The organism is Legionella fallonii LLAP-10 (genome assembly GCF_000953135.1).
In the GTDB taxonomy this organism is placed as follows: domain Bacteria; phylum Pseudomonadota; class Gammaproteobacteria; order Legionellales; family Legionellaceae; genus Legionella; species Legionella fallonii.
In genome coordinates, this window is record NZ_LN614827.1 from 159,025 (window position 1) to 185,099 (window position 26,075).

Consider the following 26,075-nt stretch of genomic DNA (forward strand, 5'->3'; position numbering starts at 1 on the left):
GATCAATTAACAATGACTTTAAATCAACTTGAACCCAAAATGGACAAGTGCTAGGATAGTACTTCCTTGCTCACTAATATCACTTCAAGTAAAAAGGGCGTCAATGCGGATTATAACAGTATTGGACAGCTATCCTCCAGATCTTAATGGGGGAGCTTATTTTACTCATAGACTTGCTCTCTCCTTACAAAAAAGAGGGCATGAGATTCTTGTTATTTGCCCTTCAAGAAGTTTAAAGCAAGGGTATAGTGAATATGAAGGGGTTCGTCTTTTTGGTGTTCGTTCCTGGCCCATCATTGGCTATAAACATTTTCGTGTTTGTTGGCCCGTATTTATCAAACAAGGGATGGTAAAAGCCATTAAGGATTTTAAACCGGATTTGGTTCATTTGCAGGGTAAATTTTTTCTTGGTGGTATTTGTTATCGGGCTTGTCGCTCAATGGGTATTCCCTTAATGGCGACCAATCATTTTATGCCGGAGAATTTTTTCCACTACACCCGCCTTCCCCGCTTTTGCGAACCTTGGTTTAACCGCATCTGTTGGAACATAGTGATTGATATGTTATCTAATGTGGATAGAGTAACCACACCCACCCAAACTGCCGCAGCCTTACTTGAGAAGGTTCATTTAAAGAAGCCGGTTCATGTCATTTCATGTGGGGTTGATTTACAGCGTTTTCACCCTAACCAGGATGCCAGTTTATTGAAAGGAAGATTTCAAATTCCTGATAAGCCTATCTTGTTATATTGCGGACGATTAGACAAAGAAAAAAATATAGCAACCGTGGTGCGGGCATTTCATCGAACAAGACCAAGTGTTGATGCGCATTTGGTCATTGTGGGTAGAGGCACAGAACGGTCGGCTCTTGAGGAGCTGGCCAGGTCGTTAGGCATCCATCGGCACATTACTTTTACTGATTATTTATCCGATGCAGAATACCCACAAATTCATGGTTTGGCTGATTGTTTTGTTAATGCCGGTACTGCAGAACTACAAAGCATAGTGGTATTAGAGGCTATTGCTTCAGGTTTGCCGATAATCGGTGCTCATGCTATGGCCTTGCCGGAGTTAATTATTCCTGGTAAGAATGGCTATTTGTTTGTCCCCAATGATATCGCTGCATTGGCCAATTACATGATTGATATTTTATCTAATTCTGAATTAAGAAAGCGAATGGGGGTTGAAAGTAGGGTACTTGCTGAAACACATGATATTAATCGTACGGCGGAGCATTATGAGCGCCTTTATCAAGAAATGATTGTGCTATGAAAACGTTAGCTCTCCGCTACAGTACTTTGTGCCAGGAGCGTAATTATCTCATCAGCCTGTTGCTTGGATTATTAATGCTAGGTATCAGTTTTCTGGTCGCCAATCAAGCAGGGGAATATGCGACTTTGATGGCGACGGCAAGTGTTAGTGATCTGCTGCTGGATAGTATCGCCATGCGCGATGTGACGGTGCTCCATGTTCATGCTGCCTTAGCCTTTTGGCTTATTTTTGCAATCTATATTATGACTAAACCAGGCGCCTTGCCTTTCGTTACCAAAACGGCCGCTGTCTTTATTTTCATTCGCAGTGCATTTATTTGTCTTACCCATCTTGGTGCACCGCATAACAATTTAATCATCCCTTCTAATTACTCGGCTTTTTTCCTATTTACCGGCGATCTTTTTTTCTCAGGTCATGTTGGTGGTCCATTCTTATTAATGTTGATTTTTTGGCAACAAAGCAAATTACGTTATTTTTATTTGGCGACCAGCTTATTTTTTGCCTACATAGTATTAGCAGGGCATATTCACTACAGCATCGATGTGTTTGCTGCGCCGTTTATTACTTATGGTATTTATCAATTCAGTCGCTTTGCTTTTACAAAAGAGTATCAATTGTTTGCACAGGAGTTTTCTTTAAATCCAATGGGTAACGAGTAGTATCACTCCCATTCCATGAGATATCTTATTGGCACATACCGCGCGTAACACATGGCCAAGTTAACGCGTTTTGATGTATCTATCATAAAAAATCTAAGGACGATAGAAAAAGAGCAAACTTCCTAATTTGTTTTACAGAATACAATTTTTAGGCTAAATAATAACAAAGGACCTTTTATATAAGAGCTTTTATGAAAAAATGGACTGGCATACTCTTATCCTTAGTCGTGTTGTTTCTTTTAGCTTATGTGATTACGGGATTTATAGTCAAAAATACACTGAATCAAAACGTTGATTCCCTTCCCCAAAACTCCATTTTGCGCATTCACCTTGGTAACTACCAACGCGGTTGGTTTTCTTCCCAGGCGATATTGTCTATTAAAATGAATATACCAGCACAAGAGAGAACCGATGTGCATGGTATTACTAAAATGCAGCCACCAATGAATTTGGAGTTGAACTATCCGCTCATTATCAAACATGGCCCAGTTATCTGTACAGATTATGGTATACGCTTTGGCATAGGATATGTAACAACACAGCCACAATCACATTATAATGTGTTGATTAACTATTTTAACGAAACGTGGTTTAGGTACGCTTTTCCAGCGCTTAGCTTTAAAGGTGGTTCAGACGCTGACTCTGTTGATTTTTCATGGCAAGGTTTAAGCGCAACATTGGGTACTTCTTCCTCTTTAAATAATCTATTTGGTGATTTTACTATGTATGGACTCAATGCTGCCGCTGGCAATGTTACTTTCCAATTAGGAACAATAGCAGATGAGTTCAATTTTATTCATGCAAGCAATGGGTTATGGCCAGGTAAAAATCACTTTTCTCTTCTTTCAGCAGCAATGAGCCAAGGCGATCAAAAGCAATTTGAGCTTGACGGTGTTGACTTGGTATCCAGCTCTGATGTTACAGAAGGGCTACTGAGCTTTGACTTTAATCTATCAGTGAACAAATTATTGGTAGACAACAAAACTTATGGCCCAGGCATTTTTAAGTTAAGTGTTAGAAATCTAGAGGCAGATGCCATGGCCCGCATCAATAAGCGAGCCTTGAGTGCCGTGCAAAGTAACCAGAGTTCTGTTTTGCTCGTACCGGAATTATTGTCTAATGTACCCTTACTTCTTTCTAAAGGTTCGGAGTTAGCATTATCTACAGCAGTTGATTTGCCAGAGGGAAAAATTACCGGTGATTTTAAACTCGCTTTACCTAAAATGGATGTTAGCGATCCCTCTCAGTTATTACAAAAGGCCTCTGGCTCCGGTCAATTCAAAGCCCCTATTGCCGTTGTTAAAGAGCTAATGATGGTACTATTGAAGAATAGTAAACAAGAAAATACCGCAACTCAGTCATCTTCTGCATCACCAGATTCGACAGCAACCCGTCTTCCCCCTATATCCTCAGTAACCAATACCGCTACAAATTCCGATGCGGAAATGCAAAAGCAAGTCGATAAGCTGTTACAAAGTCTTATAGAGAAGGGCTATATAAAAGTCGAAGGTAATACTTACGTTGTCAATTTGAAAATTGAAAATCAACAGATCTTCGTCAATGGACAACAGTTTGATGTAAATAAACTATGAGATAAGTTAACGTCATTTGCGGATAAGATGGCAGGCTACTCACGAAATCTCCCAGATGCCTAATCCGGGCTACAATTCTTATCCGAAACTGACGTTTAATACATAAGCCTAGCCCATCATATCGCCAAGTCAATTAACAGGGCTTTTTGCACATGCAATCTATTTTCACTTTGAGTGAAGATAATAGACTCTGGAGTGTCAGGTAGGGTTTTTGATACTTCTTTCCCCCGTTCCATAGGCATGCAATGCATGAATACCGCACCAGGTTTTGCTTGGGACATTAAGGATTCATTGACTTGATAGCCGGCAAAGTGATGCTCTGAAGCTTGAGCCTCAAAACCCATACTAGTCCAAACATCGGTATAAACAGCATTCGCGTCACGAACAGCAACTTCTGGCTCGGTATAACAGTGAATCATGTCCGGAAATAATTGTTTGCTTTGAGCGACGATCTGGTGGTTAGGCTGATGCCCCTCTGGACAGCAATAATTAATTTTTATCCCAAGCAATGGTGCCATGAGCAACAGGCTATGCAATACGTTATTACCGTCACCAATATACGTCAGCGTCAATCCGTTTAATTCACCGAAACATTCTTGTAAGGATAATAAATCGGCGAGAACTTGGCACGGATGGTACAAGGCAGATAATCCGTTAATTACCGGTACTGTCGCATGTTGGGCCATTTCCTCTAGGGCGCTGTCTTCATGAGTTCTTACCATGACATAGTCACAATAGCCATTTAATACCCTGATCAAATCACGAGGCTCCTCTGTCTTTCTTGTCGAACTAACGCTTTCTATCGCTGTGCCGCCGAGATTTTCCATAGCCAAAGTAAAGCTTAATCGGGTACGAAAAGAAGGCTTTTCAAAAATCATAGCTAGGTTTTTATTCGTTAATGTTTGTGAGTATTGTTTGGGATTTTTCTTCACCTGTGAGGCTATTTTAAGTATGCGCTTAATATCCTGCACATCCAACTCCAGGCCGGTGAGCAAATGTTTGGGATGATGTTTTATTTTTATCTGTTGTTTTTTTACCGGTATAGCACATTGCTGGATATCGTTCTTAGGAGCTTCTTTGGCAGATGGAGTTGTACACTGATTATTCTTCTTCATTAGCTCAGTAAGGGAGCAGCCTTGCTCTAAAGCAGAGGCGACCATTTGTCCGACTTGATGATGAGCATCTCTAAATGGCACTCCCGTTATTATAAGTGACTCAAGAACAGCGGTTGCGTCGAGATAGCCGGAGTTTGCTTTTTCAGCCATCAGTTCAGTGTTAAACTGCAAACTGTCTAAAAAGGGCGAGAGGACAGTAAGGCAAGACGTGACGGTCTTCACGGAATCAAACAACCCCTCTTTATCTTCCTGCATGTCTTTGTTATAGGCCAATGGCAAACCTTTCATCACCGTTAGAATGCCCAAGAGATGACCAAATACCCTTCCGGATTTACCTCGGATTAACTCCAAAATATCGGGGTTCTTTTTATTAGGCATTAACGACGAACCTGTTGCAAAGGCATCATCTAAGGTAATAAAGCCAAATTCTTGCGTCGCCCAGAGGATTAGATCCTCACATAATCGCGATAAATGCACCATAACGATGGCATTGACGCTGCAAAATTCCATGATGAAGTCTCTATCACTTACTGCATCAAGGGTATTTTCTATAACGCCATCGAAGGCCAGTGCCTGAGCCACCCACTCTCTATCTAAGGGCAGGCTGCTCCCCGCTAATGCACCAGCCCCTAAGGGAGAAAAATTCATCCTTTTTTTCAGATCTTGCAAACGACTAATATCTCTGTGCAACATGGCCAGGTAGGCATCGAAATACCCACCTAAATAAATGGGCTGAGCCTGTTGCAAATGAGTATATCCTGGCATTTTGTCTTGGGCATGTTTTTGCGATAATTGGCGCAATACATCGGTGACAGCATAAAGTTGCGCCATGATATTGGAGGCGGCATCACGAGCATACAGTCGTAAATCAAGAGCCACTTGATCATTTCTGCTGCGTCCCGTATGCAATTTTTTCCCAGTGTCACCGATTTTTTCTATTAATAGTTGTTCAATAAACATATGAACGTCTTCATAACTTTGCTTCAAGCTATGCTTCCCTTCTTGTAGTTCCATTTTGATTTCAGCTAAGGCTTCGGTAATGGCCTGGGATTCAGCAGAGGAGATAATGCCTTGTTTGGCTAACATGGCGGCATGCGTTTGACTTCCTTGAATATCGTAGGCATAGAGCACATGGTCAAAGGCTAAAGACGCATTAAATTCAACAGCTAATGGATCTAGGGGCTTTTTAAATCGCCCGCCCCACGTTTTATTACTCATGTTGACCTCCTAGATGAACCATGCCATAGACTTTGGCCGATAAGGAAAATAAATTAATAAATCCTTCGGCATCTTGTTGCTTATAGACACTGTCTTCTTCAAAGGTTGCCAAAGCGGGTTGATGCAGACTGAATGGCGAATGCATGCCACAGGGAATCATATTTCCTTTGAATAATTTCAGTTTGACGGTACCTGTTATGTGCTTTTGAGTCACATTGATCAATGCGTCTAAAGCGTCTTTGGTTTGGGTAAACCATCGTCCTTCATAGACAAGATTGGCATAGGTTGATTGTAACGATTGTTTCAAGTGTAAAGTGGCTCTATCGAGACAAAGGCTTTCTAACATTTGATGCGCTTTATACAACACTGCCGCAGCAGGAGCCTCATAAATACCTCTGATTTTCATCCCTACTAATCTATTTTCAATGATGTCTGCCACACCAATACCATGCTCTCCAGCCTTAGCATTAAGAAGATTAAGTAACAGCACGGGATCCATGGGGGTATCATTTAATGCTACAGGAACACCTTTTTTAAAATGAATACTCATCAATTCCGCCGTATTTGGTGTTTTCTCAATGGGATTAGTCATAAGCAATACATCATCAGGTCTTTCTTGTGCTGGATCTTCTAATACTCCACCCTCGTGAGAGATATACCAAATATTGTGATCTCTGGAGTAAGGGGATTTAGGGGTGACAGGAACGTCTATGCCATGGGCTTTGGCATAGTCTATCGCTTGTTGCCTTGATTTGATTTCCCAATGTCGCCAGGGGGCAATAATTTGTAGATTGGGTGCCAGGGCTTTAACGGTGTATTCAAATCGGACTTGATCATTGCCTTTGCCCGTTGCTCCATGAGCTATGGCTTCAGCCTGTTCAACAGCGGCGATTTCTACCAATTTTTGCGCTATAAGTGGTCGAGAAATGGTTCCTAGGATGTACTGATCTTCATAGAGTGCGCCTGATTTCAGTAAAGGCCAAAGATAGTCGCTGACAAATTCATTTTGTACATCGCAAACATAAGCTTTTACTGCACCACTTTTGATGGCTTTGTGTTTAATGGCCTCTAAATTTTCTTTTTGTCCTAAATCACAAATGACGGCAATAATTTCGACTTGCGGATAATGTTCCTTCAACCAAGGAATCATCACTGAAGTATCGAGGCCACCGGAATAAGCTAAGACAATCTTTTTAATTTGAGGATTCATGGTTTGCTCCTGACAATTGTTGTTTTAAATAATCAATGGGGTTAGTAAAATCTGTAGGTTTGACGTCGGTGATTAAATTCCCGCCTTTCAGTACGACCAATCGATCTGCTACTTGAGTGAGAAAGGCCAAATCATGGGAGGCAATAACCATGGTTACTCCCATAGCCTGTACTGATTTAAGTAGGGAGGAGATCTCTTCGGTTATTACCGTATCCAGACCTGAAGTCGGTTCATCACACAGCAATAAAGACGGACTCATCATTAAGCTACGTGCTAGCGCTACTCGTTGCTTTTGTCCTCCAGATAATTGGTGTGGCAAACAAGAGGCTTTATTTTTTATGCCCAAAGTATCCAACATGCTTAACGCATTTTCTTGTATTTCTTCTATGCTGCTCGCTAATTCAGCCTTAGATTTTTTCTGTTTTTTATTGTGTAATTGAGGAGCATACGTTAAATTTTTAAGCACGCTCATATGCGGAAAAAGCTGGAAGTCTTGAAACATAAAGCCGCTTTGCCCAGCAACTTTAATACTGCCAGAGCTTAAATTTTCTAATTGTTGAATGCACCTTAATAAGGTGGATTTACCACTGCCTGATGGACCTGCCAGCCCGAGAATTTGGTGTTCTTCAAGGGTTAAATTAATATTATTTAATACGGCAACTGAGCCGAAGCTTTTTGAAGCATTAGCAATGTGTAGCATAGGAGCCTCCATTAGCGATTTTTTTGCCTACATGCTCAATGAGTAAAACCAAGGTGTAGTAATAAACTCCGGCAATACATAAGGGTAGAAAGTAAGTAAATTGCTCAGCCGCAATAGATTGTGCTTTGCGCATTAAATCCATGCCGCCAATAGTGGAGATTAAGGCAGTTTCTTTCGCTAAAGCGATGGTTTCATTGATTAATGCGGGAAGAATATTTTTAACCACTTGCGGTAAAATAATATCTTTCCACAGATAAAAATTAGGTATTGCTAAAGAGCTCGCTGCTTCAAATTGACCCTTAGGCAATTGTTCAATACCCGCTCTGATTATTTCTGCAATATAAGCTGAGCTATTGAGACCAAAAGTGAGTACTCCTGCAAGCATAATATCGGGCCTTACCCCGATTAGCCCTGGTAAGGAAAAATAAATGAAGCTCAGCTGTAAAATAACAGGAGTGCCTCTCATGATGGAAATAAATCTATTGATTATTCCCTGAGCAATGCCTTGGTGTCTAACTATGGCCAAGGCAGTCCCGCCTAATAAACCCATAAATAAACCACCAACCAGTAGCTTTAGCGTTAAGACGATGCCGTTACCTATGAATAGAATATTGTGTATTACTTCTTCCATTGGACACCCTCCAACCATTGCTGTTGTAGTTTTGCTATGGCCCCTGAATCTTGTAATTTCTGCAATGCTTGATTCACTTGGGTGGTAAATGGCGAATTTTTCGCTAAGGCAATGCCATAACCATCATCAGATTTGGCAATTAACGCAAAAGATAATCCCGGGTTTTTCTGACTAAAAACAAGGCCCTGAGCTCCATCCATGATAACCGCTTCTACGTGCCCGGCTTTGAGTGCTTCTATTGCTTGGTTATTATTATTCATGCTAATAAGTTCTGCCGTGGGCGCGTATTTTTTTGTCCATAATTCCATAGTAGTCCCTAACTGACAGGCTAATTTTTTGTGGGCTAGTTTCTCCGTTGAATCAAGGGGATGTTCTGTTTTAAATACCACGGCCATACTTTCAAAATAGTAGGGGGTGCTGAAATCTAAATTGACTTGGCGCTCGGGGGTAATGGTTATGGTGGAGATAGCCATATCATCTTGGCCAAAGGATACTGCAGGCAAAATGCTGCTGAATTGCATATTATCAAAAACGGCTTCCTTTCCTAATTCTTTAGCGATTAATTTCGCTAGATCTATATCAAATCCTTTGAGTTCCCCGTGGTCTAAATATTCAAATGGTGGATATTCTGCTGAAGTAGCAAAATGTAGGGTATTGGGTTTTTCTTCTCCACTACATCCTGATAGTGCAATCGTTGATAAAATAAGTATGCTTGTGGTTAATAATTTCATTGTAAGTATATATCCAAAAAATATCCATTTATTCAATTTATCCAGTTAAAGTGAATTTGTCAATGGATAAATGAATATATTTTCATATTTTTGGATATTTATTCATTTATTTTGAATGATAAATAATGGTTGATTGGCTTATCATTCAGACTTTTTCTTTGTTAGTTATAGTGCAGCGAAGAGTTTCCTGATTGTGGCACAGTGCGTTTTTCGAGAGATTCTTCGCTGCGTTCTGAATGACAGAAAAGACCTCTTGTGATATTATATTGAACAATTGTGTTTGATATTTAATAGAACAATATGAGTAAAATAAAACGAATATTGGCGGCAGCAATAAGACATGTACGTCACATTTGTATATTGGGTTCTTCAAATAAAAGCAGCGATATGGAAAAAACAAATGGCTGGGTCTTTTTCCCCCAGTTTCGCTATAATTATTCAGGACGCTATGTAAAGAAGAAGGATAAATGGATTTTTTCCAGCGATGATCCTATGGCAACCCTAGCCGTCGATCTTAAGTACACTGTAAAGTATCCAGGGGTGGATCCGTTCATCGATCCGCAATTTGCCTTAGAAGAGCAGCACAAAGACGTATTGTTACTTGCTCTGCTCGCTGGAGAAAAGCGCATGGGCAATTGTCATACGCGTTGCTGCGTACTGGCTAAATATTTGTGGGAAAACAACTATCCAGAGATCCAACGAATAGAACTTCTTTCCTTCAATTTTGATCATTTTGTGGTTGTGGTGAATCGAACAGGGGATATTGATGATCCTAAAACTTGGGGCAATGCCTTAATTGTCGAGAGTTGGTATCCAGCTCAAGGTGCAATCTATAGCCCTCAGGAATTTATGCAACAAGCACAAATTGTTCGTAAATTTATAAAATCTGATCTGCTAAAACAATATAAACTTGGATTACCAGGACGAGAAGAGCTCTTAATGGGAACAGATTGGGAGCATCTGTCTTGGGAATGTTATGCAGCGATAGACCCCAATCAGCATCGATATCCTACCTATTCGCGGTCTCCATTTCGTCCTATAGAATATTATTATGAACCCAAGTATACCTATACGGCTGAGATCTCTGACAATAGAAAAAATGTTCACCCGCTACTTGGCGATCGCTTAATACATCAAGCCCGATTGAATGAATGCTTCGCGGAATTAAATACAGCAGAAGAAACATCGTTGCCAACGCCTTCCGTTGTCTAGAAGGTGGAGGCTTATTATTTCTTTTAAATGAATTTAATTTCAATTAAGATGAGTGTGTATTCGAAATTGTTGGAGGGGATTTAATGACAAAAGATGCGGTACTTGATGGATATATCGTGAATATTATTCAAAGTCATAATATTTCTGAGCAAATGGAATTACAAAATTATTTAAAAGCAAAAGGCTATGATGTCCCCCAAGCTACTTTATCGCGTCGATTAAAGAAGTTAAAAATTGCCAAAGTATCCGGTCTATATAAAGTAGTCGATTTTGCCTCTTCAAATGCTCCTTTAGTGCTAGGCATTCATGTTTCCGAATATGGCCTTATTGTACTGCATACTGAACCAGGTAATGCGAACAGTCTTGGCTATTTTATTGACCAAAAATATGTAAATTTCCATTCTTTTGATGATAAAGATTCTGGGATACTGGGAACCATCGCTGGTGATGATACTTTATTGTTAATTATCAAGGGTAAAGATTACTTAGGAAAAGTATCACTGTTGTTGCAGAAAGAGTTTCCTTATCTGAGCGTTTAAAAGCGCCTAGACATTTCGGATTAATTTTATTTAATAAAATAATCGAAGCGGTGAATCATGCAAAATAATCCTTCATTAGGAGCTGTTTTGTGATGGTTAACTGCTGTCAGATTAACTCTTGCTATGAGTGAAAAAAAACGCTAAAATGCCCATTTTTTAGCCATGATATATTTTTTATGAAACAAAATATTCAAGAACTTCTCAAAGAGTTAGTCTCCTATACAATGATCCGGACGTCACATATAAGCAGTGAAGCAAAAACCGTATTGTTCACAATGCGCAAAGAATTTGAACGATTGTTAGCTAGCGATGATGCGGATAAGCAAAAAAAAATGATCGCATTATTTATGGGTGGAACAATCTATGCTCTCAAGCAGGATGATTGGAAATATCGTTTTGCTTATGATGTTAAACTTTATCCTGCCGCTATTAGCAAAGATGTTTTGCAAAATCTAAATGAAAAAAATTCTATAGTTGAAAATATATATGCCATAGGAAATCAAGCATTATTATTTCTTCCCCAACAATCCTTTAATGCGGATCTTTTTAAGCTTGAGGTGAGACTTATTAATAGTCAAAAACCCATAGCTTTTTTCCCTGATCTTCAAAGAAACGCTGATAGAATTAATCTGTTAGTTGCATTTTGTACTAAATACGCTCATGACTTAGAGCATGCTGAGATAGATTCTAACGAGTTAAATCCAGTTGATTTAAAACAAGATAAACCAAAAGTTGTGACTGCAAATAATATCGAACCTCTTCATAAAGACCATCATCAAGAAACCAGCACCTCCTCATCTGATGAAGCCACAGTTAATGAACCTAAAATCACGAGAACAAACTCTCCCTCATCATCATTTTCAAATATTAGCATGCAGGTTTTAGGTGGTTTTCTGGCTGCTATTGGTGCTGCTGCGGTTGCTGTTGCTTTTGTTGTGCTGAATGCTGCAACTTTGGGTCTAGCGGGTCTCATAACTGCTGGATTGGGTGTTGCTTCTATCCTTGGCGGCGTTGGATTATTTGGAACAGGAGCTTATAGAGGTTGTCAATCAACACCGGATGCATCTTTAAATAATTCTCCAGGTTTTGCAGCTATATAAATCTGTAAAAAAATAATTTATAACTATCATTCCCCTCTCAATATCTCATGCCAGCAACCGTCTTGAATTAAAACTCAAGACGGTTGCTATTTGATCAAATTTCTTATCCTAAACATAGTTTAGTCGCATATTCCTCTGCTCCTGAACGAGTTTTATTCATACCATCACTTGAATAAGCAAAATTATAACCATCAATAAAGCATTGCACCGAATTTTTTGTATAAAAACTGGCTGCTTCATAATCACTAATCATGGTCGCAAAACTTCTCGCACTACTCTTGGTTTTATTCATCCCATCGCTTTTATAGGCAAAATTATAAGAGAATTGGAACGTTTTAAAATAAGTGGCTGGGCATAATTTATTGGATACATCTGTAGCAAATTTTTCTGCCTCAGATGAAGTTAAATTTAGCCCCTGTGAACTATAGGACCATTTATAAGCTTCTTGAAATACACTTAACTTATTGCCACAACTAGTGTTATTCGGATAACTAGCGACTGCTTCTATTTGATCTGCTAATGCTGCGATAGTTTGTTGTTGTTCAAGAGAGAACGAGTACTCACTGTAATAAACTTTTTCTGTCAATCTATATAGTTTCTCGTATAAAGTTGAACTACTTGCCGCAGCTATGGTTGTTGAAGAGAGAACATAAGCTATTATACCGGTTATCTTATTACTAGTTTTCATGTTTTAGTCCTATTTTTAATAAGTTTTCATAATCAGCTTGAGTTCGTAGGATACGAACGCGATGATTATACCTTGTATTAATTAACATTTGCTTAATGGACGTCGTGCATAATGAACTACTTTTCTTTAGAGCGAGATCCCTTATAAATGCGGCGCATTTCACGGGATAACGTTCGTTTAGCGCCATAAAAAGTATTCTCATGCTTTTTATAGTGAACTCACGTTAATGAGTAGATTTTTCTTGAATATAAGAAGTCTAATGAATTGATGTTATCGAGAAGGCTATTGAAATGAAAAAACAGGCTTATAATTTAAGTATGGGTATTAGGAGATGCTAATGGAGTCCTATAAAAGCTCCCTTGCCGTAGGAAATGAAAAATTGGTAGGGCAAAGTAATAGTAATATAAAAGCGCAACGATTTCGTTTTTGTTTACGACCATCACAATCGCCCACTTATTATAATTTATGTCATTACTTGCAAGAAAAAGGGTGGAAGCGCACTTATTTTAATTGGTGGGCTCATTTTAGTGAAAAGAATTTTCAATTTGATTTTCATGCCGCGCAGTGCCTGGAGTTTAAACACTCGTTAGCCGCTTTGGTTGCTCAATTTTGTCCAAACGTCATGCCGCTCACCTATTGTATCAATGATGACAATTGGTTTGCCATATTAAATGAAATAGCAGATGAATATTATAGAAAAGACAATCAATTGCTTGATCAGATGGAACACGTTGCGTGGATATTAAAGCCTGCTCTATTAAATAATGGTCAGCATATTAAGATATTTGAAAAACTCAGCCAGTTAGAGCAACATTATCTTAGTGCCGATCGCTTGGGGGGCCAGCATGTCTTACAACGTTATCTGTGGCAACCTCACTTACTAAAAGGTCCGCAATTCGGACATAAATACAGTATTCGTATGTTTGTCGTACTCACTAATTACGCCGGCGCTTATCTTTATCCCGAAGGGTATTTCAATGTAGGGCTTCGTCCTTACCAGACCGATAATTTTATTGATTTACGCCCTCATTTAACCAATGAGCACTTAAGTGACGATGAACTAAATGTAGTGCAGATTCGCACACGACAATATGATTTATTTAAACCTTTTTATCCCCAAATTAAGAATATCATCTCCGAAGTAATTCATGGATTGCAGCAATTATATCCTCAAGCCTTTATTTGTAGAAAACAGAAGGCATTGGCTATTTTCGGTTTTGACTTTATCGTCGATAGTAAATCACAGGTATGGCTATTAGAAGCAAACCATGCCCCTTGCTTTCCGATTAGTGCCGGGCATCCTTTACAACATACTCTCTATCATGATTTTTGGCAGGCGTTGATTGCTAATTTTATTATTCCTATAGCCTTACAACAATCAGTGAATACGGTTAAGTATGAGTTATTCGACGCGGTGGGTGCAGGGATCTGACATTGTTTATATTTTTTCCTGTTATAATATGCACCATTATTTTCCATAGTGCAGGTATTTTTATGAGTGTCTCTTTTTTATTTGGATTATTGACTGGATTTCTTGTTGGCATGATATGTCAGTATGGTATAAAAGCATGGTTGAATAATAGAAAACATTGGGAACAAGAACAGAAAAGTAAAACAATAGCTTGGGATAAAATGCTTCAAGAACGCTCTCATTTTATGAATCAGATTAAAACGGATATGGCCGACCCTGAACATAAAAATATAAGGGAATTTTTTGTTGTAGAGCCACATGCTTTATTGAATTCATCTATCCCGCGTTTGCGCTATGATCTAACAGAAGAGACTCTAGCCGCAGTCAATAAGCTCAAAGAGCTAGGTTATCTTGAACAATTAAAAAATAATTGTCTGCTCTATAAAATGGAAGAGGATTTTATTGGCCAATTAAAATTAGTTGATTAATTCTTTAAGGCCATTCCTAACTTCGTTCGGGATGGCCTTTCCCGGGTTTTCGAAAAGATTCAACATTCCCGTCATGCTACAGAGGCTAAACAAGATCTAACGTTCTTCTTGCTCTATCTTCTTCTAATTGCTCCTTAAACTCACAAGTCACTTTGCTTACAGCAAATAACGTACCGGCACCAGCTCCGACTATGGCGGCATAATAAGGAATGAAATCTGAAATTGGAGGTGTCACCTGATTGAATCGTTGGTCTCGTGACACATGCAAGAATTGTTCATCATCACGAACGTAGGAGTCAGTGAGATCGACCTCATCATGATGATCTTCCGCAAAGTGCTTTAAACTTTCGGTACAGGTGTAACTTATCCCATATCCTAACGTTGCGCCGCAAAGAGCATAGGCTATAGTTTTTGCTGCGGCTTTTGGCGCATAGCGTATAGTAAACAGTAAATCGTCAAGAGCGTTTCTGGTAGAGAAAAAATAAGGGAACATAGTGTTGGATTATAAATAGGTCAAAGTGGTTATATTTTATATTCCATTCAAAATTTAGTCAATAAGTGATCTTTATGTTTGTTTTGTTTCTGTTTTGTTCTCTTTGATTGGACGCTAACTTCTAGAGCAAATTATTAAATAGTGTTTTTCTCATCCTATTCAAATACTATATGCTTAAGATTTAATATCAGGGAGAGGGTTGTGTACTATCGTTATGAGCATTCTTGGACAGGGGTTATTGCTTGTCTCACTGTTATTGCTTTATTTTATTTCTTTTACACGGCGCCGTCTTGGTCCACAACTAGCCAGGAACGCTATCACTTTAAAGTAATTCCTTTGGGTACTTCGGGCGGAGAGTTTCAAAACAATTTATCTGCTTATTTAGTTGCAGCTAATCAGTCTAATGAGTGGATTTCTTTAGATGCGGGTACTTTATGTAGTGAAATTAATAATCTTCCACTTAATGAATTGAACGCGCTCGGCATTCAATCACCCCAACAGTTATTCACGGAAAAAATAAAAGCCTATTTAATTTCTCATGCACATCTCGATCATATCAACGGGCTAGTCATTTGCTCGACTATAGACCGACATAAAAATATTTTGGGGATCAATTCAACTATTGATTACATCAGGGATAACATTTTTAATTGGAAAGTTTGGCCTAATTTTGGCGATGAAGGTAGCAAACCTTTATTGAAGCAATTTCATTATTCGCGATTGGAACTTGGTAAAAAAACATCAGTCCCCAATACTCGTTTTTGGGTAACAGCATTTCCTTTAAACCATGGACATGGCTACCCTTCTACCGCATTTTTATTAGAAGCGAATAATAATTATCTTCTGTATTTAGGTGATACAGGGGCTGATCAGGTAGAACATAGTCAAGATCTAAAACAGCTGTGGCAAGGCATTGCTCCTTTAATTCGAGAGCATAAACTTAATGCCCTATTTATTGAATGTTCTTATCCTGATAGCCGTCTTGATTCGTTACTTTTTGGTCATTTAAAGCCACAATGGGTACTCAATGAGTTACATGAATTAGCTAAAGATGTTGATTCCAAGCAACCTCAGGCTGCACTTAAAGGCTTAAATGTAGTAATCACCCATATTAAACAAGGGATTGGAGAGAAGGATAACTGGCGGGAGATTTTACGTGAGCTCAATGAAAAGAACGATCTTGGCGTTCATTTCATAGTGCCGATTCAGGGAAAGGTATTAAATTTTTAATTTAATAAGCTCAAAATCCTACATATTTACGCAGTATTAAGGCCGCATTTGCCCCACCAAAGGCAAAATGATTAGACAAGGCGATATCCGCTGGTTGTGCCCTTGCTGCATTAGGCACGTAGTCTAGATCACAAGCTGGATCAGGATTATGCAGATTGATTGTCGGTAATAGTATCTCTTTACGTAAACTTAAAGTGGTGGCGATGATTTCCATTGCCCCTGCTGCACCAATGGCGTGGCCTGTCATTGATTTTTGTGCTGTGATAGGAATTTCATAGGCTCTTTGGCCAAACACCGCTTTAATACTCTCCGTTTCTGAACTGTCATTTAACTGAGTACCAGTGCCATGAGCATTAATATAATGTATGTCATTTACGGATAATTTGGCGCTATCCAATGCTACATGAATAGCACGTATCTGCCCTTCACTATTAGGTGCAGTAACATGGAAGGCATCGCAGCTTGCGCCAAAGCCAATAATTTCGGCAAAAATGGTTGCTCCTCTTGCTTTCGCTTGTTGTAACTCTTCTAGTACTAAAATCCCTGCTCCATCGGCCATGACCATCCCATCTCTTTGAAGATCAAAAGGACGGCATGCTTGTGTCGGATTTTCATTGTTGGTAGACATTACTTTTAATTTACACCAAGCAGCCATGATCGATTCCCATATTAAGGATTCAGTACCACCACAAATGGCAGTGGAGAGCGTTCCATGAGCAATCTGCTGGTAAGCTTGTCCTATTGCTTCTGCTGAAGAAACACACGCATTAGAAATAGTTGAATTAGGACCGTGTAAACCAAAGGCGATGGCAATATGATTGGCGACCGAATTGGGCATGCCTCTAATAACACTGAGCGGCGGAATTTTTTTCCAGCTTTCAGTGAAAAAAGCTTTATAACTACCTTCTAATTCAGGGTAGCCACCTAAACTTGTCCCTATATAAGTTCCTGCCGCGGATAGTTCTTCATTGCCAAGTCCTGCTTGTTGTATGGCATGATGAGCACAATAGAGTGCATATTGAGCTACTCGGGGAAGGCGTTTACTTTTAGCAAATTGAGGCAGCTCGCTGAGAGAAAAATCAGTAATCTCACCGGCTACTTGAGTAGTATAAGATGAAGGATCATAGGATTGGATATGTTTTATGCCACATTGTCCTTCGATGGCTGCTTGCCAAAACTTATCTAACCCTGTTCCTATGGAAGAGGTTATTTCCATACCTGTAATTACTACTCTTTTTTTCATTCATGGTCCTCAAGCTATAAGCATAGAAAATGCATCTTCCATAAAGCAGATTAGAGCAATACTAAAGGTGAGATTTAAACTATGTCAAGTTCTATTTTTTATCCCGTAAAATACCGCGTATTGATAGCTGATTTAGGTTAAAACAGATTAGAGTGCATATTATTTAACATTCGTCTCAGATATGAATTGTGGCCTGGGTACGGCGCTAGGGTAACTTGGAATAGTGAGGCACCAAAAATCAGGATAAACATAGAATTAGAAATTCTTTATATGCCTAATAAGTGCGATAAAGTCGATCCTGATCCAGGGTTACCCTAGCGCTGCTCCCAGGCAACAAACATTCTCTTATCCGAAACTGACGTTATTTAACATATTAATTAAGAAAGTTATTGGCATCAATTGCCCAGTAATCGCAGGCATTTTGGGTGACAAAACCTAGGCGAGTATAGAGTTTGAGAGCTCTTTCATTATGAGTTTCCACATCAAGATTAAGATGCGGCTTACCTTCACTTAAAGCCATATTGATACAGTAGGTAATTAGGGTAGTACCTAAACCTTGGCCTTGTTTGGCGGGCAATACCGCTATATCAGATAAAGTCGCGCCATTATCTAACCAGCGAAGATGGGCTTTACCTATAGGCCTATTGTTTTGGTACGCAATAATGATTTGGTATTCTCTACCATTGAGTAAATGTTGGAAGCGTTCTACTGAATCCAGTTGTTTGGTCGGGAAGCAGGCCTCATCAAAAGCACAAAGCAGCGGAATGTCGTCTTCGGTTGCTGTACGGTAGGTTAACGTTTGCTTGTATTCCAATAAAGGATTTAAATCATCTCTCTCCATATAATATTCACTATGGAGATAAGAAAAGCCATTAGTGAATAACCAGAGATTATTCAGTTGCGCTGGACTAGAAAAAATTAACTTATGGTAATTTTGCGATTGAACAAGCGGTAAAATGGCAAGGATAAGTTGTTTACCAATCCCTTGTCGACGATAAGATGGATGAACAAGTAATGATACCTCAACCGCATCATCATAAAAAAAATAAACCCCTAAAAATGCAATTAATTGGTGTTGGTCATTGTAGTACAACAAGCTAGCAGGGAACGCTCTAGGCTGAGCGAGGATGTGAGTATATAAATTGGGTGTACTGCTATCTCTACCCTTACATAGAACACGTAATTCTTCTAGTTGTTTTAGTTGTTCTTCGTCAAGCTGATGCGTCTTTGTTAACATGGCACTCTTTTTTAATTAACTGTTATTATTGCTAAGATTAGCTCTTTTTATGAATATTTTCCTTTTTTTTTAGCAAAAAGGTTAAGATAAATATCATAATTTAATGAAACCACAATAGAGGATATTAATGTCCACCGCAATAATCTGGTTTAGGCAAGATCTTCGTTGTCATGATAATCCCGCACTAACGCTGGCATGCCAAAATCATCAAAAACTTATTCCTCTTTATATTAAAGAAGCTAATCCAGTGTTACCTATAGGTGAGGCGCAACAATGGTGGCTTCATCATTCATTATCCTCCTTAAAAAAAGAGCTTAACCGCGTGCATCTGGATTTACATTTTAGGGCTGCGGAGCCATTAACTCTTTTAAAAGAATTAGTTGTCCAGTATCAAGTAGATGCCGTGTATTGGAATCGATGTTATGAACCCATGCACATCGCTCGAGATCAAATGATTAAAGCAGAATTAAAAAATCTTGGTGTCAAAGTGATTAGCAGTAATGGCAGTTTATTAAATGAACCATGGGAAGTACTTAATCAAGCGGGCTCTTACTTTAAAGTATTTACTCCTTATTGGCGGCAATGTTTACGACAAATGCACGTCAGTACCCAATGGCAAATAGTACAATGGCCCTTAAATCAAGCCGTCTACTCACAACCGCTAGAAGAATGGCATTTATTACCTTCCCAACCTAATTGGGCAGAAGAGTTTTCTCTTCATTGGCAGCCAGGAGAAGAGGGGGCGGCAATTAGGTTACAGCAATTTATCCTTGAGCATCTACAGCACTACAAAGAACAACGTAACGTACCCGCTATTTCAACCACATCACGATTATCGCCGCACTTGCATTTTGGTGAAATTAGTCCGCAGCAAATTTGGCGAGCAATACAACAGGCCATGTCAGACTCTGATTGTGATTTACCCTCAGCACAAACCTACCTTACAGAACTCGGCTGGAGGGAGTTTTCTTATCATTTGCTCTACCATTATCCTCGTTTGATGGATACTCATTTTAAAAGTCAGTTCGATCATTTTCCTTGGAGGGATGATGACCGAGCGCTTAAGCTTTGGCAAAAAGGGTTCACAGGGTATCCCATAGTGGATGCGGGCATGCGTGAATTATGGCAAACAGGCTATATGCATAATCGGGTGAGAATGATAGTAGCCTCTTTTTTGACTAAAGATCTACTCATTGATTGGCGGAAAGGGGCTGCATGGTTTTGGAATACTCTTGTGGATGCGGATTTAGCTAATAACTCTGCCAGTTGGCAATGGGTTGCTGGTTGTGGGGCTGATGCGGCGCCCTATTATAGAATTTTTAATCCTGTACTTCAGGGGGAGAAGTTCGATCCTCACGGGGACTATGTTAAGCATTGGGTCGCTGAGTTAAGAGCGATGGACAAAAAATGGGTACACCGACCCTGGGAAGCCCCTAAGGAGGCTTTACCATTAGTTTTAGGTGTTGATTATCCTTTTCCTATTGTTGATCATCAGTATGCGCGTCAGGAGGCCTTGTCTCTTTATAAAGGATTGAAGGAGTAACTGTTCCCATTAGATTGGCGTTGAGCGATTACTTAAATCGTCTAGCTAATTAAAAAGAAAACAACAAAAACCAGGCTAAGAACGATAATTAACGGGTTAAGTGTCTGTCTGGTTATTGCTTTTAGCAGGGTATGAAGAATGATGCCCCATCCTATTCCATCTGCTATAGATAAGGTAAATGGAATCATCATGATGGTCGTCATGCACGGAGCGGTTTCACTGATATCATCTAGTTTTATATCGGTTAAGTGTTTCATCATGCAGCAAGCAACGTAGAGTAATGCGGGTCCTACTGCATAGCCAGGAATCATTTTAGCCAGAGGGAAAAAGAATAACATAAAGAGAAATCCTATGGCGATGACTATGGCCGTCATTCCAGTCCGTCCTCCTGCTTCTATACCTGTTGCTGATTCAATGTAGGGGGATGTGCTGGCAGAGCCAAGCAGTCCCGCTAACGCGGAGGCGGCAGCATCTGCAGTTAAACTTTTGCTTAAGCGCTGGGGGAAATCTTTTTGTTGTTTGAAGATTGAGGGGTTGAGCAAACCAATTAAAGTTCCTGTGGCATCAAAAATGGCAATTAAGAAAAAAGTAAATGTCGCTTTTAATGCTTCAACACTCGTAATTCCAGAAAAATCCAGTTGCAACAATGTTGGTGATAGAGAGGGGGGAATACCTACCACACCCTGCCAGGAGGTTAAACCTAAAAGTAAGCTTAAAGCACTGATACTGAGAATGCCAATAATAATAGCTCCTCGGACCTGATAATAATCCAAGGATAAAATAAGTAAGAAGCCTAAAAAAAATAGGCCGCATTCTGGGCGCTTGATGTCACCCAGTTGCATTAAACTATGCTGGGCATCGACAATGATATGGTTCGTTTGTAGCGCGATTAAGGCGATCAATAAGCTAATCCCTATGAGAATAGCGATTTGTAAATTATGAGGAATAGCCTCTATCAATAAACGCCTTAGTCCGGTCATGGTTACGACAAAGAATAAAACTCCTGAAATGAATACCATGGCTAAGGCATGCTGCCAATCTATTCCTAAATCTTGGACCACGCCATAAGAAAAATAAATATTCAATGCCATGCCAGGCGCTACACCTATAGGGGTATTGGCTAAAAGTCCAGTGAGTAAACAGGCAAAGGCAGTGACTAAGCAGGTGGCTGTAAATACTGCGCCTTGATCCATGCCGGCATCGTGTAAAATGGATGGATTAACGAAGGCAATGTAGGCCATGGTGAGGAATGTGGTAATTCCTGCGAGTAATTCTGTTTTTAAGGTAGTGCCGTTAAGCAAATAAGTTTTGAGGTTCTTCATCAATAGGGAAACACTCTAAAAATGGAAATTCATCACCGCGATAATAATTTCCACGGCGATTAAGATAATAATGACTATTTCTAAATTATGGCCGTGACGGTTTTCAAGATAACCATTAAACATATTAAAAATTTCATTAAGGGTATCGAGGCGATGATTAATGGCATTGACTCGTCTTTGAATATGTAGATAACGCTCAAGCATAATAAAATGCTCTTCCAATGTAGGGTGTTGCCAAAAATATTTAGGATGGTAGAGGAAGTTACTGATTAAGTTCATTTCACTTTTAGCCCCGAGGATCTCACCGATGACTTGTTGTATTTGTTTACGGCTGATGGGCATTTCCCCTGTTTGGGATAATGTTTGAATCATGGGATTGTATTTTTCAATTAACCCATCGATGATGGTTTCAAAATATTGTAGCTTCACTGATTGGGAGAATCCGTAAGAGAGGCTTAGCTTCAACTCCTCACTGTCATCCTCCATGGTTAAACAATCCACATCAAAAAAATCATGGGGCTCAATTGCTGTTTTATCGGCAATTTGATAGTGGAATTCGTCATGTACTAGAAGGGCGACCGGTTTATCCACGAGACGTTTGATTGTAGTTAAATAATCGTTAATTTCATAACGTTTAACACCCCATGAGACCACAGTGCCATTTTTAAAGATAAATATAACGTGATTGGGATTTTTGTGTGGACTTAATTTGACAACATCACGCGTTTTAGATGAAGTATATTCGTTTGAGGCGTTTTTTAAAAAGTTATCTAAACGGGTCAAATCGATTGATTTAGCTACACAAAAGCTTAAGCATTCCATGATTGATACTCGCAACTTGAAAAAGGCGCTCGCCAATAGGTTCTGTCAACGAACGCCATCTAATTGGCTAAAGTATACAATAAAATCAATGATATTACACGCTATCGGCAGTTTCTTTACTGGCGCTATATGCTTTCTTTTTGTCTGTTACGCCACTTAGCCATTGGGGACATACTTCTAGTACTTTTGCAATTTTATCAAGTTGCTCACGGTCAGGGAATCCATTTCCAAAGATTAGAGAGTTAGCTAAATGGCGAGTGATGCCAAATATCTTGGAAACAGCCTTAATTTTTTCGTTGAATTCTCCGGGCAACTCGAATGTTGCTAATTCTTGGTTAAAACGTTGGGAAAACACCTTGTTGTTCATTTTCTCACTCCATGAAAAAATAGTAAAAAATTCAATAACATCCAGTTGATCATTGAGCCAATATAAGTCTGTATCAATCCTTGATACAGATAAGAGTGTTATAACTTATTTTTCCTCAATAGCAAAGTTTTTTTATGTAAAATCAATCACTTTTGTTCTTTCTGGCAGAGGGTTGTAGTCCTAGTTGTAAAAAAATAATAAATTTGCGGAGTGAAGGTTTTCAGAGATTAGTGATTAATAATATCCATTATCTCACTAGCATGGGCTATGCCCTCGAGATAAGATTGAGCCAAGTCTTTGTTTTCTAGAGATATGTTATCTAATTCATTAAAATTAGCGGCTTCATAATCTGTAGCAAATTTCAAAACTTGTCCTAAGTCACCTTTTTGATAGAGCAATGCATCGTTTAATGTATCACTGAGATGGATTTTAGCGAGGAGAGAGCCCATGGGTTCATTAAGAATCCCATCTAAAGTGGACAATATTCCTACAGTATAAGCTTGAAGGGGATTGCCAGATCCCAGTTTTCTGACTAAGGACTCACACATCTTTGCGCGTATCAATGTCCGCTCCAGAAGGTCAGGAGCTACATCATCAAGGCTTGCCAGGAGCAAAAGACTTATCCAATTGCGAATTTGTACTAATCCTAGCTGGGATATGGCATCCATCAATGAATCAATTTTTTTTCCGGTGTATAGCGAGGCAGAATTAGACAAGCGTAAGATTCGGTAGCTAAGCTTAGGAATTTGTAAAATGATTTCTTCCACACGTCCTAAGGGTACGTCGTGATCATTTAATTCGGCCAGTAATTTGAGCAGATGTACCCTATTTTCAGTAATAACTTGGCCTTTAAGCGGATCAGGCTTATTGAGAAAAAAGCCTTGGAAGTAGTCAAATCCCAGATCCACACAAAAATTAAATTGGCTCTTATTTTCTATTTTTTCAGCTAAAAGCTTTCCATGATATCCTTTTAATGGTTTTAACCGTTCAACAATTTGTTCATTTGTTTGATTCAATATATCGATTTTAATAATATTGGCTATGTCGATTAAGGGGCGCGTTTCTTCGTGGAAAATAAAATCATCGAGTGCTATTTCATAACCTAATTGACTCAATGCTTCTAAATTTACAATTAAACGTTGATCTACAGTAACCGTTTCCAATACCTCAACAACAATTCGACTCTTAGGTAATAAAAGAGGTACTTCATCTAATAGGTGGTTGCGGGTGAAATTAATAAATGCTCGTTTATTACCAATGATGGAGTTCATATCCATATTAGAAAACAACTGAGCTATAACAGACGAGGTTGCCGAGTCGCCCGAGAAAGAGTTAAGGTTATCTACATGTGCTGTCTGTGCATCACCATCGCGGTATAAAAGCTCATAGGCATGCACCGAACCGTTCTTATTGTAGATACCTTGTCGTGCTAATAATATTTTTATTAGAGGTAAGCTCAATTTTATAGTTTTTATTAGATCTGCTTGTTTATAGTATAGATTAAAAAATACAATAAGCAGATTTGTTTGGATTACCGTATTCTATTTGGGATACAGCTAACGTAATCGTGTCTTTTTCCTCCTTTTCCGGTACATCATTTTAGTAACAATGCAAAAATTAACAGGAAAGATTAAGGAAACCTTAAGGTTATTTGTTTATAATAAGAGCATATTTGACTGCGTTCGGAATTTTACCATGCCCCACGTAAAAATTGAAAAAGAAGTAAACATTTATAATTATCCTCGGGCGGAACCAACTGGCGCATCTGAAATTGCAATAGGCGATTTGCACGCCAATGCTGTTTTGCTGATGTTTTTCTTACAGAGTAACGGAATAGTGAATATTTCGGCAGCCGATTATCAAAAATTGGTCGATATCTATAGAAAAGACAAGCATACAAAAGAAGACATCAAGCAGTTTAATCAAATCATTGATGCGTTACAGATAAATGAAAAAACGCTCGTTAGACTTATTGGCGATGAAATTTGTGATAGAGGGCAAAACGATTATTTTATTTTCAAGATTCTGCAGAAATTAAAAAAGCATGGTGTTCCAGTAGAAATAATGCTTTCTAATCATGGTATTGAATTCCTTATTCCTTATGAGCAAGGGCACGAACTCTATGCTCCCAATATTGATTTAGCGGGACAGGCAAGATCATTAAATAATTTAAGACAATTGATTACGGATGGCGTAATTGACAAACAAGAAGTTGACGAATTAGTTGCTGAGGCTTACTTACCCAACTTAAAATTAATTTCTTATTCATTAGAAGCTAATAATATTACCATTTATAGTCATGCCGGCATTGGATTAGAAGTAATTGAATCATTAGCAAGGAAATTTAAAGACGATGGTGTTGTCTATAAGGATGATACTGCTGAGGATTTAGCAAGAACTATAGATGCCATTAACGCCGTTTTTGCTAAACATATTGCGGCCGGTACCGTACATACCTTACCTGTTCATTTAACCAGTGCTTCCGACCCTCAAGGTGATCCTATTTCATTTTTATTATGGAATCGCTTCTATCATGGATTAAATAGAAACAAGGAGCATAAAGGGTATAATGTATATTATGTTCACGGGCATGATTCAGGAGAACTATCTCACGATAATATTTTCAATCTCGATAGCTCGTTAGGTAAGCCGCAAACTCCAAATATAGGTACGCATAAGGCTCTTGGAGTTAGTGGCACCATGCCTAAACTGCAAAATCAACACGCTAATGTCAATATTGTTCCGGTGAAAACTGAGCCTGCTTACGTTGCAGACATAGCCAATCCATTTTTAAGCCAATTACATAAACTAAAATCTAAGGCAAATGAATTGCACCAGAATGGCCATACAGAGGCTTATACGAGCGCTATGGAAATACACAGTAAATTAGAAAAAGCTTACAGAGATTTAAAGGGAAATCATAATATTGATAACTTTCGGGCTAAATGTACCGATGTAATCGCGAAACAACGTCCTGTATTAGATAAACACCGCGGTTGGTCCGAGTTTTTAGTGAATCTTGTCCTGCTTATTTCTACTGCCGGTATAGGCTTACTAATAAAAGGCGCTATTAACGTAGCAAATAACAAATCATTCTTCTTTGTACATAAAACGCAATCAACGCAAATTGTAGATGATTTACAAAGTACAATAGAGAATAATCCCTCATCAAATAGCCCTATAAAGTAAGCTGGTTGGGGCAGAATAACCCCATAACCCCATAACCTGATGGTTATGGGGTTATGGGGTTATTC

24 protein-coding genes and 1 pseudogene are annotated in these 26,075 nt (G+C 39.0%); 11 read left to right on the plus strand and 14 right to left on the minus strand.

The window, feature by feature from the left end; all coding sequences use genetic code 11:
• Positions 1-103: 103 nt before the first annotated feature.
• The 3 genes from LFA_RS00625 to LFA_RS00635 all read left to right on the plus strand — a co-directional run bounded on the left by LFA_RS00625 (position 104) and on the right by LFA_RS00635 (position 3,521).
• Entirely contained in the window at positions 104-1,270 is a 1,167-nt protein-coding gene (locus tag LFA_RS00625) for a glycosyltransferase family 4 protein (RefSeq protein ID WP_045094475.1), read from the plus strand.
• The gene (locus LFA_RS00630) at positions 1,267-1,929 is read left to right on the plus strand and encodes a phosphatase PAP2-related protein (protein WP_045094476.1); all 663 of its coding nucleotides are present in this window, start codon (positions 1,267-1,269) and stop codon (positions 1,927-1,929) included. Before LFA_RS00625 ends, LFA_RS00630 begins: the two co-directional genes overlap by 4 nt.
• Positions 1,930-2,120: 191 nt before the next feature.
• Entirely contained in the window at positions 2,121-3,521 is a 1,401-nt protein-coding gene (locus tag LFA_RS00635; protein WP_045094477.1) for a DUF945 family protein, read from the plus strand.
• Between the two features lie 116 nt (positions 3,522-3,637).
• On the opposite strand, the gene argF is transcribed toward LFA_RS00635, so the two are convergent.
• The 6 genes and pseudogenes from argF to LFA_RS00660 form a co-directional block, all read right to left on the minus strand.
• The gene (argF, locus tag LFA_RS20525; RefSeq protein ID WP_331709347.1) at positions 3,638-4,636 is read right to left on the minus strand and encodes an ornithine carbamoyltransferase; all 999 of its coding nucleotides are present in this window, start codon (positions 4,634-4,636) and stop codon (positions 3,638-3,640) included.
• A pseudogene (gene argH, locus LFA_RS20530) lies at positions 4,622-5,854 on the minus strand (argininosuccinate lyase); the annotation flags it as partial. The pseudogene argH and the gene argF, both read right to left, overlap by 15 nt.
• A complete protein-coding gene (locus LFA_RS00645; RefSeq protein ID WP_045094478.1) occupies positions 5,847-7,064 on the minus strand; it encodes an argininosuccinate synthase in 1,218 nt (405 codons plus the stop codon). The gene LFA_RS00645 and the pseudogene argH, both read right to left, overlap by 8 nt.
• A complete protein-coding gene (locus LFA_RS00650; protein WP_045094479.1) occupies positions 7,048-7,764 on the minus strand; it encodes an amino acid ABC transporter ATP-binding protein in 717 nt (238 codons plus the stop codon). Before LFA_RS00650 ends, LFA_RS00645 begins: the two co-directional genes overlap by 17 nt.
• Positions 7,748-8,395 carry an amino acid ABC transporter permease gene (locus LFA_RS00655; protein ID WP_045094480.1) on the minus strand — a complete coding sequence of 216 codons (648 nt, stop codon included), beginning with the start codon at positions 8,393-8,395 and terminating at the stop codon, positions 7,748-7,750. The genes LFA_RS00650 and LFA_RS00655 overlap by 17 nt, the downstream gene beginning before the upstream one ends.
• Entirely contained in the window at positions 8,383-9,126 is a 744-nt protein-coding gene (locus LFA_RS00660; RefSeq protein ID WP_045094481.1) for an ABC transporter substrate-binding protein, read from the minus strand. The genes LFA_RS00655 and LFA_RS00660 overlap by 13 nt, the downstream gene beginning before the upstream one ends.
• A gap of 300 nt (positions 9,127-9,426) precedes the next feature.
• On the opposite strand from LFA_RS00660, the gene LFA_RS00665 reads away from it, so the two are divergent.
• The 3 genes from LFA_RS00665 (at position 9,427) to LFA_RS00675 (ending at position 11,977) form a co-directional block, all read left to right on the plus strand.
• Positions 9,427-10,338: a hypothetical protein gene (locus LFA_RS00665; RefSeq protein WP_045094482.1), complete on the plus strand. Its 912-nt coding sequence runs from the start codon at positions 9,427-9,429 to the stop codon at positions 10,336-10,338.
• An 83-nt stretch (positions 10,339-10,421) separates the two neighbouring features.
• On the plus strand, positions 10,422-10,877 hold the full coding sequence (locus LFA_RS00670; RefSeq protein ID WP_045094483.1) for an arginine repressor: 456 nt from the start codon (positions 10,422-10,424) through the stop codon (positions 10,875-10,877).
• Positions 10,878-11,053: 176 nt separating this feature from the next.
• Complete coding sequence (locus LFA_RS00675; RefSeq protein WP_045094484.1) at positions 11,054-11,977, plus strand: hypothetical protein; 924 nt, start codon at positions 11,054-11,056, stop codon at positions 11,975-11,977.
• A gap of 103 nt (positions 11,978-12,080) precedes the next feature.
• Here LFA_RS00675 and LFA_RS00680 read toward each other — a convergent pair whose 3' ends face one another.
• A complete protein-coding gene (locus tag LFA_RS00680; RefSeq protein ID WP_045094485.1) occupies positions 12,081-12,665 on the minus strand; it encodes a hypothetical protein in 585 nt (194 codons plus the stop codon).
• Between the two features lie 337 nt (positions 12,666-13,002).
• On the opposite strand from LFA_RS00680, the gene LFA_RS00685 reads away from it, so the two are divergent.
• The gene (locus LFA_RS00685) at positions 13,003-14,097 is read left to right on the plus strand and encodes an ATP-grasp domain-containing protein (protein WP_052673796.1); all 1,095 of its coding nucleotides are present in this window, start codon (positions 13,003-13,005) and stop codon (positions 14,095-14,097) included.
• 62 nt (positions 14,098-14,159) lie between these two features.
• Positions 14,160-14,564, plus strand: a complete 405-nt coding sequence (locus tag LFA_RS00690) for a hypothetical protein (RefSeq protein WP_045097316.1) — start codon at positions 14,160-14,162, stop codon at positions 14,562-14,564.
• An 85-nt stretch (positions 14,565-14,649) separates the two neighbouring features.
• On the opposite strand, the gene LFA_RS00695 is transcribed toward LFA_RS00690, so the two are convergent.
• Positions 14,650-15,057 carry a hypothetical protein gene (locus tag LFA_RS00695; RefSeq protein ID WP_045094486.1) on the minus strand — a complete coding sequence of 136 codons (408 nt, stop codon included), beginning with the start codon at positions 15,055-15,057 and terminating at the stop codon, positions 14,650-14,652.
• A 201-nt stretch (positions 15,058-15,258) separates the two neighbouring features.
• Here LFA_RS00695 and LFA_RS00700 point away from each other — a divergent pair, with 201 nt between their 5' ends.
• Positions 15,259-16,287, plus strand: coding sequence for an MBL fold metallo-hydrolase (locus LFA_RS00700; RefSeq protein WP_052673798.1), 1,029 nt, complete (start codon positions 15,259-15,261; stop codon positions 16,285-16,287).
• 10 nt (positions 16,288-16,297) lie between these two features.
• Here LFA_RS00700 and LFA_RS00705 read toward each other — a convergent pair whose 3' ends face one another.
• Complete coding sequence (locus LFA_RS00705) at positions 16,298-17,530, minus strand: beta-ketoacyl-[acyl-carrier-protein] synthase family protein (RefSeq protein ID WP_045094487.1); 1,233 nt, start codon at positions 17,528-17,530, stop codon at positions 16,298-16,300.
• Between the two features lie 373 nt (positions 17,531-17,903).
• A complete protein-coding gene (locus LFA_RS00710) occupies positions 17,904-18,767 on the minus strand; it encodes a GNAT family N-acetyltransferase (protein WP_045094488.1) in 864 nt (287 codons plus the stop codon).
• 127 nt (positions 18,768-18,894) lie between these two features.
• On the opposite strand from LFA_RS00710, the gene LFA_RS00715 reads away from it, so the two are divergent.
• The gene (locus LFA_RS00715) at positions 18,895-20,310 is read left to right on the plus strand and encodes a cryptochrome/photolyase family protein (RefSeq protein WP_045094489.1); all 1,416 of its coding nucleotides are present in this window, start codon (positions 18,895-18,897) and stop codon (positions 20,308-20,310) included.
• Positions 20,311-20,351: 41 nt separating this feature from the next.
• On the opposite strand, the gene LFA_RS00720 is transcribed toward LFA_RS00715, so the two are convergent.
• From LFA_RS00720 to LFA_RS00735, 4 genes are all read right to left on the minus strand, one after another.
• A complete protein-coding gene (locus LFA_RS00720; protein WP_045094490.1) occupies positions 20,352-21,632 on the minus strand; it encodes an NCS2 family permease in 1,281 nt (426 codons plus the stop codon).
• Positions 21,633-21,647: 15 nt separating this feature from the next.
• Positions 21,648-22,454, minus strand: coding sequence for an RMD1 family protein (locus tag LFA_RS00725; RefSeq protein ID WP_045094491.1), 807 nt, complete (start codon positions 22,452-22,454; stop codon positions 21,648-21,650).
• 94 nt (positions 22,455-22,548) lie between these two features.
• Positions 22,549-22,821 carry a helix-turn-helix domain-containing protein gene (locus LFA_RS00730; protein ID WP_045094492.1) on the minus strand — a complete coding sequence of 91 codons (273 nt, stop codon included), beginning with the start codon at positions 22,819-22,821 and terminating at the stop codon, positions 22,549-22,551.
• A gap of 227 nt (positions 22,822-23,048) precedes the next feature.
• On the minus strand, positions 23,049-24,281 hold the full coding sequence (locus LFA_RS00735) for an EAL and HDOD domain-containing protein (RefSeq protein ID WP_157010237.1): 1,233 nt from the start codon (positions 24,279-24,281) through the stop codon (positions 23,049-23,051).
• Positions 24,282-24,516: 235 nt separating this feature from the next.
• Here LFA_RS00735 and wip point away from each other — a divergent pair, with 235 nt between their 5' ends.
• A complete protein-coding gene (gene wip, locus LFA_RS18675; RefSeq protein WP_052673800.1) occupies positions 24,517-26,010 on the plus strand; it encodes a Dot/Icm T4SS effector Wip in 1,494 nt (497 codons plus the stop codon).
• The last annotated feature ends 65 nt before the right edge of the window (positions 26,011-26,075 follow it).

Bases quoted from the DNA above. Each gene is read 5' to 3' on its own strand.
- LFA_RS00680 (WP_045094485.1), bottom strand. From the start codon at position 12,665: ATGAAAACTAGTAATAAGATAACCGGTATAATAGCTTATGTTCTCTCT.
- LFA_RS00695 (WP_045094486.1), bottom strand. From the start codon at position 15,057: ATGTTCCCTTATTTTTTCTCTACCAGAAACGCTCTTGACGATTTACTG.
- LFA_RS00665 (WP_045094482.1), top strand. From the start codon at position 9,427: ATGAGTAAAATAAAACGAATATTGGCGGCAGCAATAAGACATGTACGT.
- wip (WP_052673800.1), top strand. From the start codon at position 24,517: ATGCCCCACGTAAAAATTGAAAAAGAAGTAAACATTTATAATTATCCT.
- LFA_RS00645 (WP_045094478.1), bottom strand. From the start codon at position 7,064: ATGAATCCTCAAATTAAAAAGATTGTCTTAGCTTATTCCGGTGGCCTC.
- LFA_RS00625 (WP_045094475.1), top strand. From the start codon at position 104: ATGCGGATTATAACAGTATTGGACAGCTATCCTCCAGATCTTAATGGG.
- LFA_RS00650 (WP_045094479.1), bottom strand. From the start codon at position 7,764: ATGCTACACATTGCTAATGCTTCAAAAAGCTTCGGCTCAGTTGCCGTA.
- argF (WP_331709347.1), bottom strand. From the start codon at position 4,636: ATGAAGAAGAATAATCAGTGTACAACTCCATCTGCCAAAGAAGCTCCT.
- LFA_RS00655 (WP_045094480.1), bottom strand. From the start codon at position 8,395: ATGGAAGAAGTAATACACAATATTCTATTCATAGGTAACGGCATCGTC.
- LFA_RS00660 (WP_045094481.1), bottom strand. From the start codon at position 9,126: ATGAAATTATTAACCACAAGCATACTTATTTTATCAACGATTGCACTA.
- LFA_RS00635 (WP_045094477.1), top strand. From the start codon at position 2,121: ATGAAAAAATGGACTGGCATACTCTTATCCTTAGTCGTGTTGTTTCTT.
- LFA_RS00710 (WP_045094488.1), bottom strand. From the start codon at position 18,767: ATGTTAACAAAGACGCATCAGCTTGACGAAGAACAACTAAAACAACTA.
- LFA_RS00630 (WP_045094476.1), top strand. From the start codon at position 1,267: ATGAAAACGTTAGCTCTCCGCTACAGTACTTTGTGCCAGGAGCGTAAT.
- LFA_RS00675 (WP_045094484.1), top strand. From the start codon at position 11,054: ATGAAACAAAATATTCAAGAACTTCTCAAAGAGTTAGTCTCCTATACA.
- LFA_RS00705 (WP_045094487.1), bottom strand. From the start codon at position 17,530: ATGAAAAAAAGAGTAGTAATTACAGGTATGGAAATAACCTCTTCCATA.
- LFA_RS00730 (WP_045094492.1), bottom strand. From the start codon at position 22,821: ATGAACAACAAGGTGTTTTCCCAACGTTTTAACCAAGAATTAGCAACA.
- LFA_RS00690 (WP_045097316.1), top strand. From the start codon at position 14,160: ATGAGTGTCTCTTTTTTATTTGGATTATTGACTGGATTTCTTGTTGGC.
- LFA_RS00720 (WP_045094490.1), bottom strand. From the start codon at position 21,632: ATGAAGAACCTCAAAACTTATTTGCTTAACGGCACTACCTTAAAAACA.
- LFA_RS00725 (WP_045094491.1), bottom strand. From the start codon at position 22,454: ATGGAATGCTTAAGCTTTTGTGTAGCTAAATCAATCGATTTGACCCGT.
- LFA_RS00670 (WP_045094483.1), top strand. From the start codon at position 10,422: ATGACAAAAGATGCGGTACTTGATGGATATATCGTGAATATTATTCAA.
- LFA_RS00685 (WP_052673796.1), top strand. From the start codon at position 13,003: ATGGAGTCCTATAAAAGCTCCCTTGCCGTAGGAAATGAAAAATTGGTA.
- LFA_RS00715 (WP_045094489.1), top strand. From the start codon at position 18,895: ATGTCCACCGCAATAATCTGGTTTAGGCAAGATCTTCGTTGTCATGAT.